Annotated in this window: 11 protein-coding genes; all 11 read left to right on the top strand. The window is 59.1% G+C overall.

The window, feature by feature from the left end; translation table 11 throughout:
* Nucleotides 1-75 precede the first annotated feature (75 nt).
* The 11 genes from EHN06_RS18935 (at nucleotide 76) to EHN06_RS18885 (ending at nucleotide 16,947) form a co-directional block, all read left to right on the top strand.
* The gene (locus EHN06_RS18935) at nucleotides 76-1,641 is read left to right on the top strand and encodes a sigma-54 interaction domain-containing protein (protein ID WP_127334515.1); all 1,566 of its coding nucleotides are present in this window, start codon (nucleotides 76-78) and stop codon (nucleotides 1,639-1,641) included.
* The gene (gene vasI / locus EHN06_RS18930) at nucleotides 1,638-2,282 is read left to right on the top strand and encodes a type VI secretion system-associated protein VasI (protein ID WP_127334036.1); all 645 of its coding nucleotides are present in this window, start codon (nucleotides 1,638-1,640) and stop codon (nucleotides 2,280-2,282) included. The genes EHN06_RS18935 and vasI overlap by 4 nt, the downstream gene beginning before the upstream one ends.
* 32 nt (nucleotides 2,283-2,314) lie before the next feature.
* On the top strand, nucleotides 2,315-3,742 hold the full coding sequence (gene tssA / locus EHN06_RS18925) for a type VI secretion system protein TssA (protein WP_127334035.1): 1,428 nt from the start codon (nucleotides 2,315-2,317) through the stop codon (nucleotides 3,740-3,742).
* Nucleotides 3,743-3,784: 42 nt separating this feature from the next.
* Nucleotides 3,785-7,387 carry a type VI secretion system membrane subunit TssM gene (gene tssM / locus EHN06_RS18920; protein ID WP_127334034.1) on the top strand — a complete coding sequence of 1,201 codons (3,603 nt, stop codon included), beginning with the start codon at nucleotides 3,785-3,787 and terminating at the stop codon, nucleotides 7,385-7,387.
* Between the two features lie 86 nt (nucleotides 7,388-7,473).
* The gene (locus EHN06_RS18915) at nucleotides 7,474-9,552 is read left to right on the top strand and encodes a type VI secretion system Vgr family protein (RefSeq protein WP_127334033.1); all 2,079 of its coding nucleotides are present in this window, start codon (nucleotides 7,474-7,476) and stop codon (nucleotides 9,550-9,552) included.
* A complete protein-coding gene (locus EHN06_RS18910) occupies nucleotides 9,552-10,418 on the top strand; it encodes a DUF4123 domain-containing protein (RefSeq protein WP_127334032.1) in 867 nt (288 codons plus the stop codon). Before EHN06_RS18915 ends, EHN06_RS18910 begins: the two co-directional genes overlap by 1 nt.
* On the top strand, nucleotides 10,411-13,278 hold the full coding sequence (locus tag EHN06_RS18905; protein ID WP_127334031.1) for a toxin VasX: 2,868 nt from the start codon (nucleotides 10,411-10,413) through the stop codon (nucleotides 13,276-13,278). Before EHN06_RS18910 ends, EHN06_RS18905 begins: the two co-directional genes overlap by 8 nt.
* Nucleotides 13,253-13,957, top strand: coding sequence for a hypothetical protein (locus EHN06_RS18900; RefSeq protein ID WP_228257356.1), 705 nt, complete (start codon nucleotides 13,253-13,255; stop codon nucleotides 13,955-13,957). The genes EHN06_RS18905 and EHN06_RS18900 overlap by 26 nt, the downstream gene beginning before the upstream one ends.
* 210 nt (nucleotides 13,958-14,167) lie before the next feature.
* Nucleotides 14,168-14,614, top strand: coding sequence for a DUF4124 domain-containing protein (locus EHN06_RS18895; RefSeq protein ID WP_127334030.1), 447 nt, complete (start codon nucleotides 14,168-14,170; stop codon nucleotides 14,612-14,614).
* 66 nt (nucleotides 14,615-14,680) lie between these two features.
* The gene (locus tag EHN06_RS18890) at nucleotides 14,681-15,559 is read left to right on the top strand and encodes a DNA ligase (protein ID WP_228257355.1); all 879 of its coding nucleotides are present in this window, start codon (nucleotides 14,681-14,683) and stop codon (nucleotides 15,557-15,559) included.
* 80 nt (nucleotides 15,560-15,639) lie between these two features.
* Entirely contained in the window at nucleotides 15,640-16,947 is a 1,308-nt protein-coding gene (locus EHN06_RS18885) for a glycerophosphodiester phosphodiesterase family protein (protein WP_127334029.1), read from the top strand.
* The last annotated feature ends 60 nt before the right edge of the window (nucleotides 16,948-17,007 follow it).

Here is a 17,007-nt window from a genome sequence, read left to right as displayed (position 1 = left end):
TTGGACAGCCACCCCGCAGGTTGCGCGGTCGGCGAACTCCATAGCAACCCGATAGGGAAAAGAAACATGGGACGGATGCAGACGGAACTGCACACTGGCATCGACCTGGCGGTGGCACTGATCCGACAGGACAACCTGCCGGCGTTGCTGAAAACCGCCACCAGACAGCTGGAAAACGCCTTCGGCCTCACCCGCTGCTGGGCACTGGAACTCGACCTCAGCGGCCGCACCCTACATTGCGCCGAACTGGACCAACACGGTGAATTCGACTGCGGCGACTTCAGTCACCCCTTCGCCCACGTACTGCAAAGCGGCAAACCCCGGGAACTGAGCCGCGCCGCCAGCTACCGCCTTGACCACACGGGTTTCCAGACTCTGTTCGAAGCCAGTGATCGCCCGCGCTCCTTCTGGCTCGAACCCATCCGCGGTGATGATGGCCGCACTCTGGGCATCCTCGTGCTATGCCGCGACGAGCCCAAATGGGAGGGCATCACCGGCATGCCCCTCTACCAGGGCCTCAAGCAGCTGCTCACGCACCAATGGGTCAGCCAGCTCCAGAACCGCGACCAGGTCTGGCAGCGTCGCCTCCTCAAACGCTCACTGGACCACCTCCACGATGCCGAAACCGTCCGCCGCCGCTGCGAACAGTTGGCCGGTAGCCTGGTAGGTGGCTCCGCTGACATGGTCAATCTGCGGTCACAAATCATTCGCGCCGCCGGCAGCCAGCTCTCCGTGCTGGTGCAGGGCGAAACCGGCTGCGGCAAGGATCTGGTGGCCAAGGGTATCCACGATTTCTCCGATCGGGCTGATGGCCCGCTGGTGGTCGTCAACTGCGCGGCCATTCCCGATACCCTGCTGGAAAGCGAACTGTTCGGTCACACCAAAGGCGCCTTCTCCGGTGCTGACAAGGCCAAGGAAGGCCTGTTGGCCCAGGCCAACGGCGGTACCCTGTTTCTTGACGAGATTGGCGATATGCCCATGGCCCTGCAGTCCAAGCTGCTGCGGGTGCTGGAAAGCCGTCAGTTTCGTCCCCTTGGGGCCCAGCAGGAACAGCACTCCGATTTCCGCCTGGTGGCAGCAACCCACCAGCCCCTGCAAAAGGGGATCGAAGAAGGTCACTTTCGCCGTGATCTGTTCTACCGCCTGGGCCAATTTCCGTTGCGAGTGACCCCGCTTCGTGACCGGCCGGAAGATCTGGAACCCTTGTGCCGGCATTTTATCTCCCTCTATCAGGCGCGGGAGGGGGCCGGGCCCATGGGGATCAGCAGCCACGCACTTCATGCGTTGGCCGGTTACGCCTTTCCGGGCAACATTCGCGAACTGAGAAATATCGTGGAATTTGCCTGTCTGCAGACCCCGGTCGGCGACGACATCCAGCCGGAAGTACTGCGACTCGATGACTTGTTCTCCGAGCGGGAAAGCCCGACCTTCGGGGAGACGATGCCCATCAATATGCCGGGTGTTCCCGTCGCCGAGGAAATCCGTGACCTGAAGTCGGCGGCCCAGGCATTCGAGGCGGCGGTGATTCGTGAGCGGCTCAGGCAATACGATGGCAACCGCGCCCGGGCGGCGGAAAGCCTGGGCTTACCCAAACGCACACTGGCCCACAAATGCCTTAAATATCAGGTGGCTGAGCTATGAGGTTTCTTCGCTATCCCCGCCTTCACTGGTGGCTGGTCATCACGGTTTTCAGCGGCTTGTGTGCGCCTGTCGCGGCCAGTCAACTGGACGATGCCCGGCAATGTACCCAGGAATCACAACGCCTGGAGCGACTGGCCTGTTTTGATGCGGTGTTTGGTACCCCTTTTGAGCGGACCAGCGCCACCTCGGCCCCCGACGCCAGCCGGCCAGCACGATGGCGACAGGCCTATGCCCAGGAGCAGACGCGGGTGCCGGGCGACGGTCCCCTGTATCGGGATACCGGCGATAGTGCTGGACAACTGGTGACACTGGGGGCTCTGGGCAGCCAACCTCCGCGCCCGATACTGGTGTTGCAGTGTCATAACAACATTACGGAGCTTGCCCTGATGGTGCCCACGGCGCTGGAAACGGAGCGGGTAAGCTTAGGATTTGGTGCGCAGCGGGACCTGTGGCGGGTTCGGGATAACGGTTTTGTCGTCAGTGGCGGCCGCGGTTTACCGGCGATTCGGGTGGCCAAGGGACTGCTGGGACGTGGGGATGCCCGTATCAGTTCATCCCACGGTGCGGTCGACGGCCTGATGTTTGACCTGGAGGGCTTCCGTGATGCCATTGCGCCGCTGCGCGCCGAATGCGGTTGGTAACGGAACTGGAAACGATCAATAGGCAGATTCGAATGCAGGTGGTTGAACAACATCCCTACGTGGAACAGGTGCTGGAAACGCTCGGTGGCGAGTCCGACATGGGCGAATCCCTGGGCGACGACGCCACCCTCGAGTTCCTCGAAGACGAGATCATGAAAGTGGGCTCCCTTGCCCACAACGAAGTCGACTGGAACAAGGTCGAAAGCGAATCCCTGAGACTGTTGTCTGACCGGAGCAAGGACCTGAAAGTGCTGGGGTTCCTGCTGATCAGCCTGCAGCGTGGAGGCGATGGTGAGCGGTTCGCGTTGTCCCTGTTCCTGCTGCACCGGGTACTGGACAGCTGGTGGGAGCACGCATGGCCCTATCCGGGAGACAAGGGCAAGCGTGCACGCAGGATGATGTTTACCCAGATGCTGCAGCGTGCCGGCAAGGGCGTGGATTCACTGACGTTTGACCGTAAGGTGGGCGACGGTCGCAGTTATTGCCTTGGGATGATCGACAACCTGATTGCCCAGGCCGGGGACCGGGAGTTGGTGGATGACGGAATATACGATCTCAAGCGCGCTATAGAAAAGTTGCCGGCTGACCCGGAGCCGGCGCCGGCCGTCACCACGGCGCAGCCGTCTGAAAAGCCGGCGACCAGTGCCGCGACCACCACCGTCAACAAGGCACCCACGGCCTCTCTGGGAGAGCTGACCCTGGATCCCGCCAACGAACGGGCGACCCGCCAGAGCCTGCTGAAAGTAGCGGATTTACTGGTGGAATCCGAACCGGATACGCCCCTGGGCTACCAGCTTCGCCGTTACGCCATCTGGCAGGGCATTACCTCGGTGCCGCCCTCCCGCGACGGGATTAAAACCGACCTGGCGGCGGTGAGTGCCGACCGGGTTGCCGAGTACCGCGAGGCGTTGGAGAAAGCCCCGGATATGGAGCTATGGAAGCGGATTGAGCAAAGTCTGTCGGTCAGCCCGTTCTGGCTCGATGGCCACTGGCTCAGCGCGGGCGCGGCCGAGTCGCTTGGTTATGGCCCCTGCGCCGAAGCCATACGGGAATCCGTTCTGGCCTTCGTCGAGCGGTTGCCGCAGCTGACGGACATGACGTTTAACGACGGCACGCCATTTCTGTGCGCGGAGGCGGCGGACTGGATGCGGACGGCCCCGGTGAAGGCGGGCGTTGCCGGCGGTGCCAGTCCCTGGGATCAGGCATACGAGCAGGCACGGGAGTTGGCTGGCCAGAAGGGCCTGGCCAGGGCCATGCAATTGATGGAAGACGGTCTGGCCAGTGCCCGGGAACCACGGGACCGCTTCTATTGGCGGCTGGCCAGTGCCCGCCTGCTGAAGGACAGCGGGCTGAAGGCACTTGCCGGCCAGCAGATTCAGGATCTGCACCAGCAGACTCGGGGCCTGTCCCTGGAAGACTGGGAACCGGGGCTGGTTTCAAAACTGGACAAACTGGTTTAACACCACGCTTTCAATCATCACACAGACATCTCAATTTCAGGAATGGACGCCATGTGGAGACAAGCATTACTCATCGGTCGAAGGATTCTTCCGTACCTGCGCAGTGCCGCGCCGATTACCCTGGCGCTTGGGGTCGTTGTCTTGCTGGGGGCTACCTGGTGGCTCGGGCCCCGGCTGGAAATTGGCGGCGAATATCCGCTGGCGGCCTGGCAAATGCGCGCACTGGTTACCCTTGGCGTGGTGCTGGTGGTTGCCATGGTATGGGCCACCCTGCTGGCGCGTCGGTTGGGCAAGATCAATGCCGCCAAGGCCGATGAGCAGCAGGAACAGGAAGATCCCGTTTTACCGTTGGAGCGGCGGCAGAATCGTCTGTTGGATCGTCAGTTGCAGGCCCTCAAAAGCAACCTGCCGGGGCGTAAGGGGCTGTATCGGCTGCCGTGGTATCTGGTCATGGGGCTGGAGGATGCCGGTAAGACCAGTCTGATTCAACGTTCCGGACAGACCTATACCCTGACCAATGTCACCCGGAATCCACAGTCGGATCGCAACCCGTTTGGATTCGAATGGTGGATAGGTGACCACGGTGTGCTGATCGATCCCGATGGTGAGCTGCTGAGCCAGAACCACGGTAAAGGCGGCGCCCGCCACGAGCTGCAGCAACGGTTGTGGCAGCACTTTATCCAGTGGCTGGAGAAGAACCGACCGCAGCGCCCCCTGAACGGCGTGGTACTGACCGTTGATCTTGCCAGCCTGAGTACGGGCAGTGAGCAGCAGCGACAGGCGCAGGCGATTCTTTTGCGCACCCGTCTGCGGGAATTGATGGAACAACTGGGTTCGCGGTTGCCGGTGTATGTCAGTTTCACCAAGATGGATTTGCTCTACGGCTTCGGTCCGTTCATGAAAACCCTCACCAGGTCGGAGCGGGAACAGCCGCTCGGGTTTACCTTTCCCCTGGAAGGTCTTCTGGAAGGGGATGACTGGCTGGCGGACTTCTCGGTACGTTTCACCGGTCTGGTGGAGCAGCTGAATGCCCGCCTCCCGGACGTGCTTGCAGTGACCCGTGATGCCGAAGAGCGGGCCTCGGTCTATTCCTTTACCCGGCAACTGGCGGGTTTGAAGCCAATTCTGGAGCAGTTCCTGGCGGATCTGCTGTCAGAGGATGCGTTTTCAACACCGGCGCTGGTGCGTGGCACCTATTTTACCTCGGTGATTCAGGAAGGTGTGCCGGAGGACGCGTTTGTCTCCGCTGCAGCGGCCAATTACCAACTTTCCGGCCCGATTCAGCCGGCCCAGAGAAAAGGGCAGTCGACCAGCCTGTTTACACAGGGCCTGTTCCCCGATGTTATCTACCGGGAATCCGGGCTGGCCGGCGATAACCGTAAGGTGGTTCGCAGCCGTCAGCGCCGGGTGGCCGTTGCCGCCGTGGTGGCGGTTGCTGCTGGTCTGGGCATGACTGCGGGCTGGCAACACTACTTCATCAAGAACACGGAAGCGGCGACGGCCGTTGAACAGCGGGTGCGCAGTTTTATCAATAACTGGCGTCCGGTCGGTTATGAGCCGGACACCACGGGCAGCAACCTGCTGGAGCCGCTGGATGAGCTGCGTGAAGCGACACTCGCCTTCGGAGATTACCGGCAGAGCTGGACGCTGGTTGAAGATATGGGGCTGTACCAGGGCAAGCGGGTAGGGCCGGAAGTGGAAGCGTCCTACCTGGATATGCTGGCGTATCAATACCTTCCGACGTTAATGCTTGGTGTCATGGGTGAAATGAGCCGGGCGCCGGATAACAGCCCGGAACGACTGGATCACCTCCGGGTGTTGCGCATGCTATATGATGCCAGTGGCCGTCGAACCGATATCGTGACGGACTACATGGCCAAATACTGGCAGCAACGGTTCTCGGGGCAGGCGGACAGGCAGCAACGGCTCAGCAGTCATCTGGATTACGCCCTTGCCCACACCGATCTGGCGGAACAGGTCCGCCAGGGGGATGTGACGGCAGATATGGCGCTGGCCCCTTTCCGCAGCAGCGTGCAATGGGCACAGCATGAGCTGGGCCGCATTCCCACGACTGACCGGGTATACGACGACCTCGAAAAAGAGGCTGCCCGGGAGTTCGGCGCGCCGCTGGACCTGGCGCGGGAATCGGGGCCGGCCTTCAGCACCGTGTTCAGCAAGCTGGACGAGCGAGGTGACCCATTGCAGGAAAGCCCGGATGAGGACCCGCTGGTGATTCCCTCACTGCTGACCCGTGACGGGCTGAACAGCTGGTTCCTGCGCAAATCCGATTCCGTTACCGAACTGGCCCTGGTGGATGCCTGGGTGCTGGGGCGTCGGGACAACGTGGACTTCAGTGAATCCGATGAGGCACAGCTGACGGCGGAACTTCAGTCTTTGTATGCCGACCGTTACGCGGATGCCTGGCGCAAGGCTCTGAGCCGGGTGGATGTGCAGAGTTTCAGTGACCTCAATCACGGGGTGCGGGTGCTCGAGAGCCTGACCAGTGGTCATCAGCCCCTGCAGCAGTTGCTGGGACAGGTCGCCCACCACACCCGCTTGGTCCCGGACGCGGGTGATGAGGAAGACGCGGGTGCGGTCGCAGCCCGCAAGATTCTGGAACAATCCGCTCACTTCGCCATGATCCAGGAAATTGAACGCCAGTTTGCGGAACTTAACGACCTGAACCGGAAGCAGGGCGATAATCCTACGGGTATGGAGCAGGTGATGGGCGTGATTGGTGACCTGCATGAATACATGCGGGGCATTCAGGAGGCGCCGGATCGCGGTAAGGCTGCTTTGCAGGCCGCCCGTGCCCGGATGGGTCTGCAGGGGGCCGACCCGATATTCACCCTGCAGCGACTGGCTTCGAACCAGCCGGCGCCGTTGAACCGGATGCTGGACAAACTCGCCGCCGAGAGCTGGCGTGTGGTTCTCGACCAGGCCGTCGCGCAACTGGAACGCCAGTGGTACCGGGAGGTTTACCAGCCGTTCCAGCGGACCCTGGCGCGACATTACCCGTTCAACCCCGGCGCCGGCCGTGACGCCGCGCTGCAGGACTTCGAACGGTTCTTTGCGCCGGAAGGCGTGCTGGACACCTTCTATACCGATAACCTGAAGCTGTTCCTGGAAGATCATCCGGAACACGTGGCCGGATCACGGCGTGCGGGTCTGGTTCGCGGCGATGTCCGGGCCGCACTGGAGAAGGCCCAAACCATCCGCAGGGCGTTCTTCACCCGCAGCGGCTCCCTGGACGTAGAGTTCGCGCTGGAGCCTCTGAACCTGTCCTCCAACAAGCGTCGCAGTGTGGTGAACGTGGATGGCCAGTTGGTGGAGTTCAGTCATGGCCCCCGTCAAAGCATACCGCTGGTCTGGCCCAATACCCTGCGTGACAGCGTGGAAAGCCGTGTGACCCTGGTGCCGACCCAGGTAAACCGCTCGCCCCGCAGCCTGTCCGAGAATGGTCCCTGGGCATTGTTCCGGTTGCTCGACAGGGCGGATATTACCGGAGTCAGCGGTAGTGCAGTGGACGTGAAGTTCAATCTGGATGATGGCGAAATGCGTTATCGCCTGCATGCAGCCAGTAATACCAACCCGTTCACACAGGAACTACTTGCGGGGTACCAGATACCACGCAGTCTGTATTAGACTATGGGCCGCCCTGCACAGGATCGTGTGGGGCGGCGAGCGTTACCGAGCCATTAATTGCACCATACTCTTCAGGGACCGAAGACATGCCCCAGGCAAGCGGACTGCAGTTCACCGCCACCATTGGCGGATTCTCCTCTGATCATTTCTCCGTGGTCGGCTTTACGCTGACCGAAGCCCTGTCCGATCTGTGTCACGGCAAGCTCGAACTGGCCAGCACCGATCCGTCGGTGGCAGCGATGGATGTGCTGGAACAGGCGGTGGATCTGGTGATCTGGCAGGACGGCGCGCCCCTGCGGCGCTTCACCGGCGTGGTCAACGAATTCGCCCGCGGCGATACCGGCCACCGCCGCACCCGCTACGAAGTCATCGTCCAGCCCCCGCTGTGGCGCCTGGGCCTGATGCACAACAGCCGCATCTTCCAGACCCGGACCAGCGACGCCATCGTGCGCACCCTGCTGGAAGAGCGGGGCATCGTCGATACCGTGTTCGACCTCAAGCGCGACCCGCAGGAACGGGAATACTGCGTCCAGCACCGGGAGAGCGACCTGGATTTTGTAGCTAGACTGGCCGCCGAGGAAGGCTGGCACTACCGCTACCACCACGGCTCCGTCGATGGTGAAGAACAGCCCGCATTGATCATCGCCGATCACCATGGCGACGCCCCGAGACTGGACCCGGTGACCTACAACGGCAAGGCCGGCGGCAGCACCCGAACGCCCTGCGTGTTCCGCTTCGCCCACCAGGAACGGGTCCGCGCCAGCGCCGTGGCGCTAAAGGATTACACCTTCCAGAATCCCGCCTACGCGCTGATGCACGACAGGGCCGCTGGCAATGTCCAGCACCGGGAAGACTACCAGCACTACGACTACCCCGGCCGCTTCAAGGCCGACGCCAGCGGCCAGCCCTTCACCGAGGCCCGGCTGGACGCCCTGAGACACGACGCCAGCACCGCCCGTGGCAAGAGCAACCGCGCCGACTTCACCGCCGGCGCCAAGGTCACCCTGACCGACCACGACAGCGACGCCCTGAACCGGGAGTGGCTGCTGACCGGCATTACCCACACCGGCAAACAGCCTCAGGCGCTGGAAGAAGAGGGCGGGGCCGAGCCCACCAGCTACAGCAACCGGTTCAATGCGATCCCCGCCGACCGCACCTGGCGCTCGCAAATCAAACAGCGCCCAAGAATGGACGGCCCGCAGATGGCGATGGTCACCGGTCCTGAGGGCGAGGAGATCCACTGCGACGAACACGGCCGGGTGAAGGTCCGCTTCCCCTGGGACCGATACAGCAAGAACGACGAACACAGCAGCGCCTGGCTGCGGGTCAGCCAGGGCTGGGCCGGCGGCCAGTACGGCTTCATGGCCATCCCGAGAATCGGTCACGAAGTCATTGTCTCCTTCCTGGACGGCGACCCGGACCAGCCGATCATCACCGGCCGTACCTACCACGCCACCAACACCCCGCCGTACGCGCTGCCGCAACACAAAACCCGAACCACCCTGAAAACCCAGACCCACAAGGGCGAGGGCAGTAACGAACTGCGGTTCGAGGACGAAGCTGACAAGGAACAGATCTACGTCCACGCCCAGAAAGACCTGGACCTGCTGACCGAGAACAACCGCACCGAGGTCATCCGCAACGACAGCCACCTGACCGTTGACAACCACCGCAAGGCCCACATCAAGGGCAATGATCACGTCACCGTGGATGGTGAGAAGCGTGAACAAACCGGTAAGGACCACAGTTTCAACGTCACCGGCACCCTGCATCTGAAAGCCGGCACCGCCTGGCTCAGCGACTCCGGCACCGAACTGCACATCAAGGCCGGCCAGAAAGCCGTGATCGAAGCGGGTGCGGAAATCACCCTCAAGGCCGGTGGCAGTTTCGTAAAGATCGACCCCAGTGGAGTTGCCATGGGTGGGGCCGCTATCAAGATGAATGCCGGTGGCGCCCCGGGCAAGGGCGGTGGGCAGAAGGTTCAGGTGCCGGAGATGCCGGGGTTGGTGGACAGGAATGGTGGGGCTGTGGCGCCTGAACAACTGCCGGAGACACCTCAAAGACCGCTGGCCAAGCCCGACCAGATACGCGCCATCAGGAATGCCGCGAACCAGGGTAAGGGGATCTGCCAGGTTTGCTCACCAGAATCACTAGGTGTGGTCTGATGGGTAAGCTGGCTGGATTTCCCGACAAGGGGAAGACGTTCATTCTTGTCGATGGCGCAAAAGTGAATGATTTGTCCCAGGTTATTTATCGTGAAATAGAAACGCCTCTTTGCGATGCCCTTTACAGGGAAACTGAGCTCGCTGATCTGTTGGAAATCTCACCGTGGTTGGTTGAAGCGGGAACGGATAGCTCCCTGACGCTTAAATGCTTCGAGGATTGGAAGCACCAGGGTGCTGCCATCGTATTGCAGGCTGACTGCCACTTTGAGGAGGTCATGGATCACCTGCGTGGATTGCTTATGGCCAGGCTGGTTACGGGTGATGAGGTTGTTTTCCGGTTCTATGATCCCGAAATCGCGCGGCATCTGTTGAAGCTGGATTCATCAGCTGAAGATGTAAGGCAATTGATGGGGCCCTGTAGCCTGTTCGCCATCCAGGATCGCCGCACGGGTGAGTGGGAGTACTTTCACAATGATCAACCCAGTAGTGAACGGCAGGCTGAGGTGTTCAGCATTCGTGAGGAACACCAGGTTGCCATGGAAAGAGCTGCGAAACAGACAGCCCTCAGGAAGCTCGAACTTCACGTTGCAAACTACTTTCCCCATTTGCTTCAAAAAACGGATGCAGATGGACTGGATTGGGGGGTGGTCTCTGCGCTAGTCGACGCCGCGAAAGCGAAGGGTTTGTACAGTACCCGCGATATCGCACTGTATATCAATACGATTGGCTGGCTTGGGCACCGTGCATTCGAAGACAGTGATGTGCAGAGCCTGTGGAAAGAGAATTCCGCAGCACCAGGCAAAGCCATAGCGCGAATTGCAGAATTCGCCGAGAAAAAGTCAACGGAGGGACTGATCCATGGGTAGTGCTAACAGCTCAGCGTTTTTACAGGGCGCTGATGATATCGACTCAGCGGCACAACTGTGCCCGCTCAAGCTCAAAACCGTTGCGTTGTATCCAGTGCGCTGGGCGATCAGTCAGAAGGTGGCGGCCCTGCCCGGAAATTTCAACCCGCCGGGGGTATCTTTGCAGAATACCCACTATTGCCTAAGAACCTTGACACCCGGCTGGGTTTATCTGTTCTCGGAGCCCTATGGAACGCTTCACGAATACCGGGTCGATGAGCAGGGTGTAATTACCGAAGTCCTGCCAGGCGCGAATTCGGTCCTGCTTCCCGAGGCTGATGCGGAGGGCGCATTACCCTGTATTCATCACCCGGCGGAGGGCCGGGTGTTCCTGAAGTTTGCCCAGCATCAATGGACAGCGCGTTTGCAGGAGCTCGTAAGAACGGACGCCGGGATTCGAGACGAGTACATGCAGGTGTTTGAGCTGGACCAGCTCCCCGAGAATGGCCAGGGCACGAACATTGCGGAAACCGAGAATGCAGAGACTCTGATTGAAGATTTCCGGCCAGAGACAGGGGACTTCGACTGGAGCTTTACCGAGTTCGCGCAAGGCCTGACTGCCTCGGATCTGCAGGGGCAATCCAAGAAGGCCACTGAGTTTTCCTACTGCGTTGCTCTGGACGACGAAATCGGCATCACTTCGGAACTGGGGCAACTGCACGCCCTCCATGTCAATCTGATCATGAATCATGCCGAGGAGAACGCATACGCCTACACCACCGCGCAAATGGTGGATGCGCTCATCGCTCGTGAAGCTGGCAAGAAGGAAACTGAAGAAGAGCGCAACGAAGTCACCGAAGAACTGAAGGAACGCATTCGTTCGGCCGATAAAGGCGCGTTTGTAGCGAGATACCACAAGCAGGTTGAAGAATACGACCAGGCCCGTGCCCGCATCTTTGATGACTGGAAGCGGTGGGTCGACTCCGACCAACTGGCCCGCAAGCTGGAGTTCAACGACCTCTACAGCGCCGATGGATTCACGGCGGTCGAGCAGGAGCTGTCGGACATCCTGGACGGTTACGTCGGCGCCGAGAGAGGCAAAGAGGACGCAGAAACCTGGATGGCGGCCGAGGACGGCGAAGCCGGAACCGTCGGAAACCTGTTGAAAGCCGTGTTGTTCCTGACCTCCGCTACCCACAAGATTACCGAAAAACTGAAAGACCTGCCTGGCTACGATTATGGCAGCCAGAAGATAGTGGAGCGCATGTACGACATGCCGGCGCACGTACCGGTCGGGCTGGCCACTGATACTCTACTGCTGGAATTCGCAGCGCCCGCAGCCGCAATGGGTGCCTGGGCCAGAAACCGCCAAACCCGCCCGCAGTGGAAAAAGTGGATCAAGCAGGTGTCCAGACGCTACGGTATCGACGTCCACGAAAATGGCATGACGCTGGACACTGCCACGGAGTTGTTGTTGAAAGTCAATCAGGAGTCTCTGGCAGAAACCTCGGGCCAAAGCGTCTCCAAGCTCGCAATGTCTCCCCTCGCCGTCGGTATGATGGAAGCAGATATCAGGAACCGCCTGCGCGACAGTTTGATTGATGTGTTCCACCTGGAACCGGACTTCAAGGACAATCCGTTTGGCTGGTTTCATGCCCGTCTTGACCCGGTAGTTGACGTGATCAAGCAGAACCGGGGTAAATTCATCGGAGCAGTAACTTTTTTCCAGGCGTTTAACATGGCGAGCCTGTTCACCGGATTGAAGGAAACCCAGCAGGATGTAATGCTGACCGACCAATCCGCCATCGACAAGTGGTTGCCCTTCGTGGACAGTCTGTGGGGCGTGGCCGAGGGGATAGTTAACCTCAGCGGGCTGGTTATCCAGTCGGAATATGCCAAGGCCATGGGGGGGAACCTGTCGGCGGCTGGATCTAGAGTTTCGGTCGCTCTTCGCGGGCTAAAAGACCTGAAGGTGTTTTCTGCTGGTGCAAGGTTAATAACGAGAGCCTTTGTAAAGTTTCTCCCATACGTTGGCCCGCTACTATCAGTATGCCTAGAGGGTAGATCTGCTTGGCGGGCTTGGCACACCGGCCATGACGTGGCGGTGTCCCTTTCTGTTGTCCAAATCGGGCTAGCCGCCGGTATCGGCTACCTGATCGCTTTGTCTGTGGCAGGGACTGCAACCGTGGTGGGTGCTCCTATTGCGCTTGTAGGTGCGGTCTTGGTGGTGATCACCGTCGCAGTCACCGCGATCCAGCTGTACATCGCTCGCTCCCGTATCGAAAATTTCCTGTCGCTATCATTCTGGGGTAACGCGCCCACTCTCCGGTACTGGGATGATCAATCGAGGCTGCCTAACCATGAACTCCTGGAGGCGAGCAAAGCCATTACCGCTGCAGATGAGGGGGCAACGGTTCGGGAATACTTCGAGGCGGAGCTAGACGCCTTCTACTACCTGCTATTCTCTCCGGTTGTGCGGATAACCGAGCATATGCCCAAGCACTATGCAATCACTCACCAGGGGGGACAAAAGGTACTGTCAGAATTTACAGGCTTCACTGCGTATTTTCCTGGGTATAGCGAGGCCTCTTGTGCTATTTCCATCAGACTGTTTGAGGTGGAAAAGAACTTGGTATTCGATGATGGCACCAAAGAAATTTCCGGTTTATTTGAACGGAGAGTGAATGCCAGCTTTTCCTCCCATGGAGCCGAATACCACTTTACTCACTACAATCACGATTATTGTGATCAACTGGAAATGCTAATCGAGTACGTTAAAGATGGCAGGAAAGTCACGGGGGATTACGGGATGCGAATCATCCTGAATGGAAATGATGTAGAGGAGTTAGGAGTTGATGAGCGACTCACCTTTGAGCTGTGATCTCCCGGAGACGGACATCGAGCAACAGCTGGAAAAGCGACTGTATCGTACGTATGGCGAGCGACTGGCCAGCCCCCCCGCCCGGAAAGTGGCGGGGGTGTCCGATTCATCGGAAAATATGGACCATGGGGTGGCCTATATCAGTGACCGGTTTATGGACATTCGGCCGGTGTTTTCGATTCTTCGAAGATACATGTTAGGCATCGTTGGCCTGTTCATGGCGTGTGTGCTTGGTTTGATGTGGTTGCTTGATGTTGTTTTTTCCGGTGAGGCGCTGTTGGCAACCGCTGTTTTTTTCGTGCCTGCCTGGATTGGATTTTACCTGTTCGAGATCTTTGTTCCGGTAGTGCTACCAGTCCGGATTGACCGGCGGGAAGGCTTTGTTTACGCCGGGCATCGGGGCACCTTCTACCGGATTCCGTGGGACGAGTTGGAGGTTAGCTTTTCGTATAATTTGCAGTATTTCGGCTCCGGTGTTGTTTGGGATAGGCAATATTATTCCCACCTGTATCTTCGGGATAAGCATTACTTTTGTGGTACCCCCCCAAGAAGCCGCTGCAGCGCAAGAGGATTTCCTCCTATTTCAAAGAGGATCACTTGTATCGGAAGTGGAATTTTATTGTCAGATATTATGAGAAAGGCGTCAAAAGTGAGGATGAAGAGCACTTGTATGCAGTGAATTATGACTCGTATAACAGACATGTGGCTGATCAGCCGGGGCGTCGTTTCTTTGGGCATGTAATTTTCTGTATTTTTATACCTTCAATTATTTGGTGGAAATTTACGCCGTTAAAATTTAAGTGGCCGAAGGAAATTGAAGCCATTTTCGGGAAAATCAATTATTACTGATCCTGCATCCGCGTAGATGCTCACCAAAAAGGATTTCAAAATGTTGATAAGGACATTACTAACCCTGCTGCTTCTCTCTCCCACCGCTAGCCTGGCGGAAGTATACCGCTGGACAGACTCAGAAGGCCGCACCCATTTTGGTGACCGTCCGCCAACCCAGGCGGCCAGTCAGGAGGTCCAAGTGGAGTCCGCGCCGGCCCGTGTAGATAACGCCGCCCGTGACCGTCAGCAGAAGATGAATGCGTTCCTGGAACAGAAGCAGCAGGAGCGGGATCAGCAGCGTGCTGCGGATGCCAAGGCCGAGAAGCAGGCAGCGAAGCGCGCGGAACTATGTACCAAACTTCGCGCCCGTCTCAAGTACATGGACAGCGTCTCGACCTTCTATAACCTGAATGAGGAGGGTGAGCGGGTGTTCGTCAGTGAGTCCGAGAATACCCGGATCCGGGAACGTTTTCGCAAGAAGGTAGAGGAAACCTGTAGTAGTTGATCGGTTTGAAATGAATTCTTTTGGGAGGCAGGAAGCCTCTCGTCCTATCTGACGCAAGGGATTTGCATGTTTTCACGTCTCCTCATGACGGCTTGTCGTTGTGCCCTCATTTTTCAGCTTCTGTTTGTCGGGATCCTAGAGGCGGCACCACCGGGCGTGCCACTGGCGGATGTTTATCAGCAGGGGATGTCCCTTGAAGGTTACTGGGTCAGTGAGAAGTACGATGGCGTCAGGGCCTATTGGGATGGCTCCCGGCTGTTGTCCAGGCGGGGGAATGTGTTCCATGCACCTGACTGGTTCACCCGGGATCTGCCGGATCGGCCGCTGGATGGTGAGTTGTGGATGGGCCGTGAACGGTTTGCCGAGTTGTCGGGTGCGGTTCGACGGCTGGAGCCCCGTGACAGCGACTGGCGGAAGATTCGCTTCATGGTGTTTGATATGCCCTGGCAGGACCGGCCTTTCAGTGAACGCCTGAAGATGCTCCGCTCCACGGTCAACGATGCCGGCATTGAGCACCTGGTTCTGGTCGAACAGCGTGCGGCAACCGACCACCAGCGGCTGATGCATCAACTGGACGAGGTGATTGCCCGTGGGGGTGAGGGGTTGATGCTCAAACGTGGGGACGGTCTGTACCTTGCCGGCCGCTCCCGGGATCTTCTCAAGGTGAAGCGCTTTCAGGATGCCGAGGCGGTGGTCCTCGGGCACCGACCGGGGAAGGGCCGGCTGACCGGGAAAATGGGCGCGCTGTTGGTGGAGCTGGATAACGGTCGCAAACTGCGTATCGGCACGGGTTTCTCGGACAGCGAGCGTGAGGATCCACCGCCCGTGGGCGCAGTCATAACGTATAGGTACAGTGGCTATACGAGTACCGGGTTGCCACGGTTTGCCAGTTTTTTGCGCGTTCGTGACGATGAACCGCCGACGTATGGACCGGCCTCTGATTAGGTCATCTGATCGTCACCCCAACGTAACCCACAGCCCCCACTATGGCCGTGCAGTATCATTCATTGCACAGGGAGCTTGTTATGAAGTTACGCACGTTACTGATTACAGCATTGTTGATGTCTTTGTTCTCCGTTGTCCATGCTGGCCCTGGTGGGCACGGTAAAGGCGAGAACTGGGTACCGCCCGGCCTGGAAAAAGGGCAGGGTCTGAATGAAGCCTTTCACAACGGAAAGCGGGAGGTTCATCTTGGTCCCCGCCCACTCTGGCTGGTGGCGGATATGGACGAAGGGCCGCTGAAAGAAACCCTGCAGGCCTGCACCGCGAAAAATCCCAGACCCACCGATTTCTCAATCGGTCACCGGGGCGCACCGCTGCAGTTCCCGGAACATACCCTGGAATCCTATGTCGCGGCCGCACAGATGGGGGCCGGTATTGTCGAGTGTGATGTTGCTTTCACCAAGGACCGGGAGTTGGTCTGCCGCCATGCCCAGAACGATCTTCATACCACCACCAACATCGTGACCATCCCCGAACTCAATGCCAAATGCACCCAGCCGTTCGTACCGGCAGATCCGCTCAGTGGCACCGAGGCCCAGGCGGAGTGTCGCACCAGCGATATCACGCTGGCGGAGTTCAAGTCCCTCGAGGGCAAGATGGATGCCTTCAACCCCATGGCGACGACGCCCGAGGACTATGTGCAAGGCACGGCTCCGTGGCGTACCGATCTATACAGCAGCCGTGGCACGTTGCTCAGCCACAAAGAAAGTATTGAGCTGTTCAAGGCCCTGGGTGTGAAGTTTACGCCGGAATTAAAGACGCCGGTGGTGGAGATGCCCTATGAAGGGGATTACACCCAGCAGGACTATGCCCGTCAGATGATTCAGGATTACATCGACGCGGGCGTGAGCCCTGAAGATGTATGGCCGCAATCATTCCTGCTGGCCGATGTGCTGTTCTGGGTGAATGAACTGCCCCGGTTCGGACAGCAGGCGGTGTTTCTGGATCAGGAGCCACTGACAGCGGAAAACTCATCCCTGGCCTGGATGGAGAACCTGTCTGCCCAAGGGGTAAACGTGTTGGCGCCGGCGCTTTGGAAAATGTTGACCCTGGATGGCCACCAACAGATAGTACCATCGGAGTATGCCGAGAATGCCCGGGCTGCGGGCCTGGACATGATCGCCTGGACGGTTGAACGCAGTGGTCCGCTGGCGGACGGTGGTGGCTGGTACCACCAGACCATTGCCGACGCTATCAACAATGATGGTGATGTGTTCAATGTGATCGACGTACTGGCCCGGGAGGTCGGGGTGATCGGCATCTTTTCCGATTGGCCGGCGACCACCACCTTCTATGCCAATTGCATGGGGCTTGCCGGACGAAGTCATTGAGATGTAGTTGCTGCCACGCCTGTGTCCGGTGGAGGTTCAGCCAATCGCTATGTTGGGTAT

Origin of the sequence: Marinobacter sp. NP-4(2019) (assembly GCF_003994855.1) — a bacterium.
In the GTDB taxonomy this organism is placed as follows: domain Bacteria; phylum Pseudomonadota; class Gammaproteobacteria; order Pseudomonadales; family Oleiphilaceae; genus Marinobacter.
Note: the sequence above shows the minus strand (reverse complement) of the source record. Positions and strands in the feature narration are given on the sequence as shown.

What these genes read in the sequence shown, in the direction of transcription:
- EHN06_RS18905 (WP_127334031.1), top strand. Translation starts at nt 10,411, where the DNA reads ATGGGTAGTGCTAACAGCTCAGCGTTTTTACAGGGCGCTGATGATATC.
- vasI (WP_127334036.1), top strand. Translation starts at nt 1,638, where the DNA reads ATGAGGTTTCTTCGCTATCCCCGCCTTCACTGGTGGCTGGTCATCACG.
- EHN06_RS18915 (WP_127334033.1), top strand. Translation starts at nt 7,474, where the DNA reads ATGCCCCAGGCAAGCGGACTGCAGTTCACCGCCACCATTGGCGGATTC.
- tssA (WP_127334035.1), top strand. Translation starts at nt 2,315, where the DNA reads ATGCAGGTGGTTGAACAACATCCCTACGTGGAACAGGTGCTGGAAACG.
- EHN06_RS18935 (WP_127334515.1), top strand. Translation starts at nt 76, where the DNA reads ATGCAGACGGAACTGCACACTGGCATCGACCTGGCGGTGGCACTGATC.
- tssM (WP_127334034.1), top strand. Translation starts at nt 3,785, where the DNA reads ATGGACGCCATGTGGAGACAAGCATTACTCATCGGTCGAAGGATTCTT.
- EHN06_RS18910 (WP_127334032.1), top strand. Translation starts at nt 9,552, where the DNA reads ATGGGTAAGCTGGCTGGATTTCCCGACAAGGGGAAGACGTTCATTCTT.
- EHN06_RS18900 (WP_228257356.1), top strand. Translation starts at nt 13,253, where the DNA reads ATGAGCGACTCACCTTTGAGCTGTGATCTCCCGGAGACGGACATCGAG.
- EHN06_RS18885 (WP_127334029.1), top strand. Translation starts at nt 15,640, where the DNA reads ATGAAGTTACGCACGTTACTGATTACAGCATTGTTGATGTCTTTGTTC.
- EHN06_RS18895 (WP_127334030.1), top strand. Translation starts at nt 14,168, where the DNA reads ATGTTGATAAGGACATTACTAACCCTGCTGCTTCTCTCTCCCACCGCT.
- EHN06_RS18890 (WP_228257355.1), top strand. Translation starts at nt 14,681, where the DNA reads ATGTTTTCACGTCTCCTCATGACGGCTTGTCGTTGTGCCCTCATTTTT.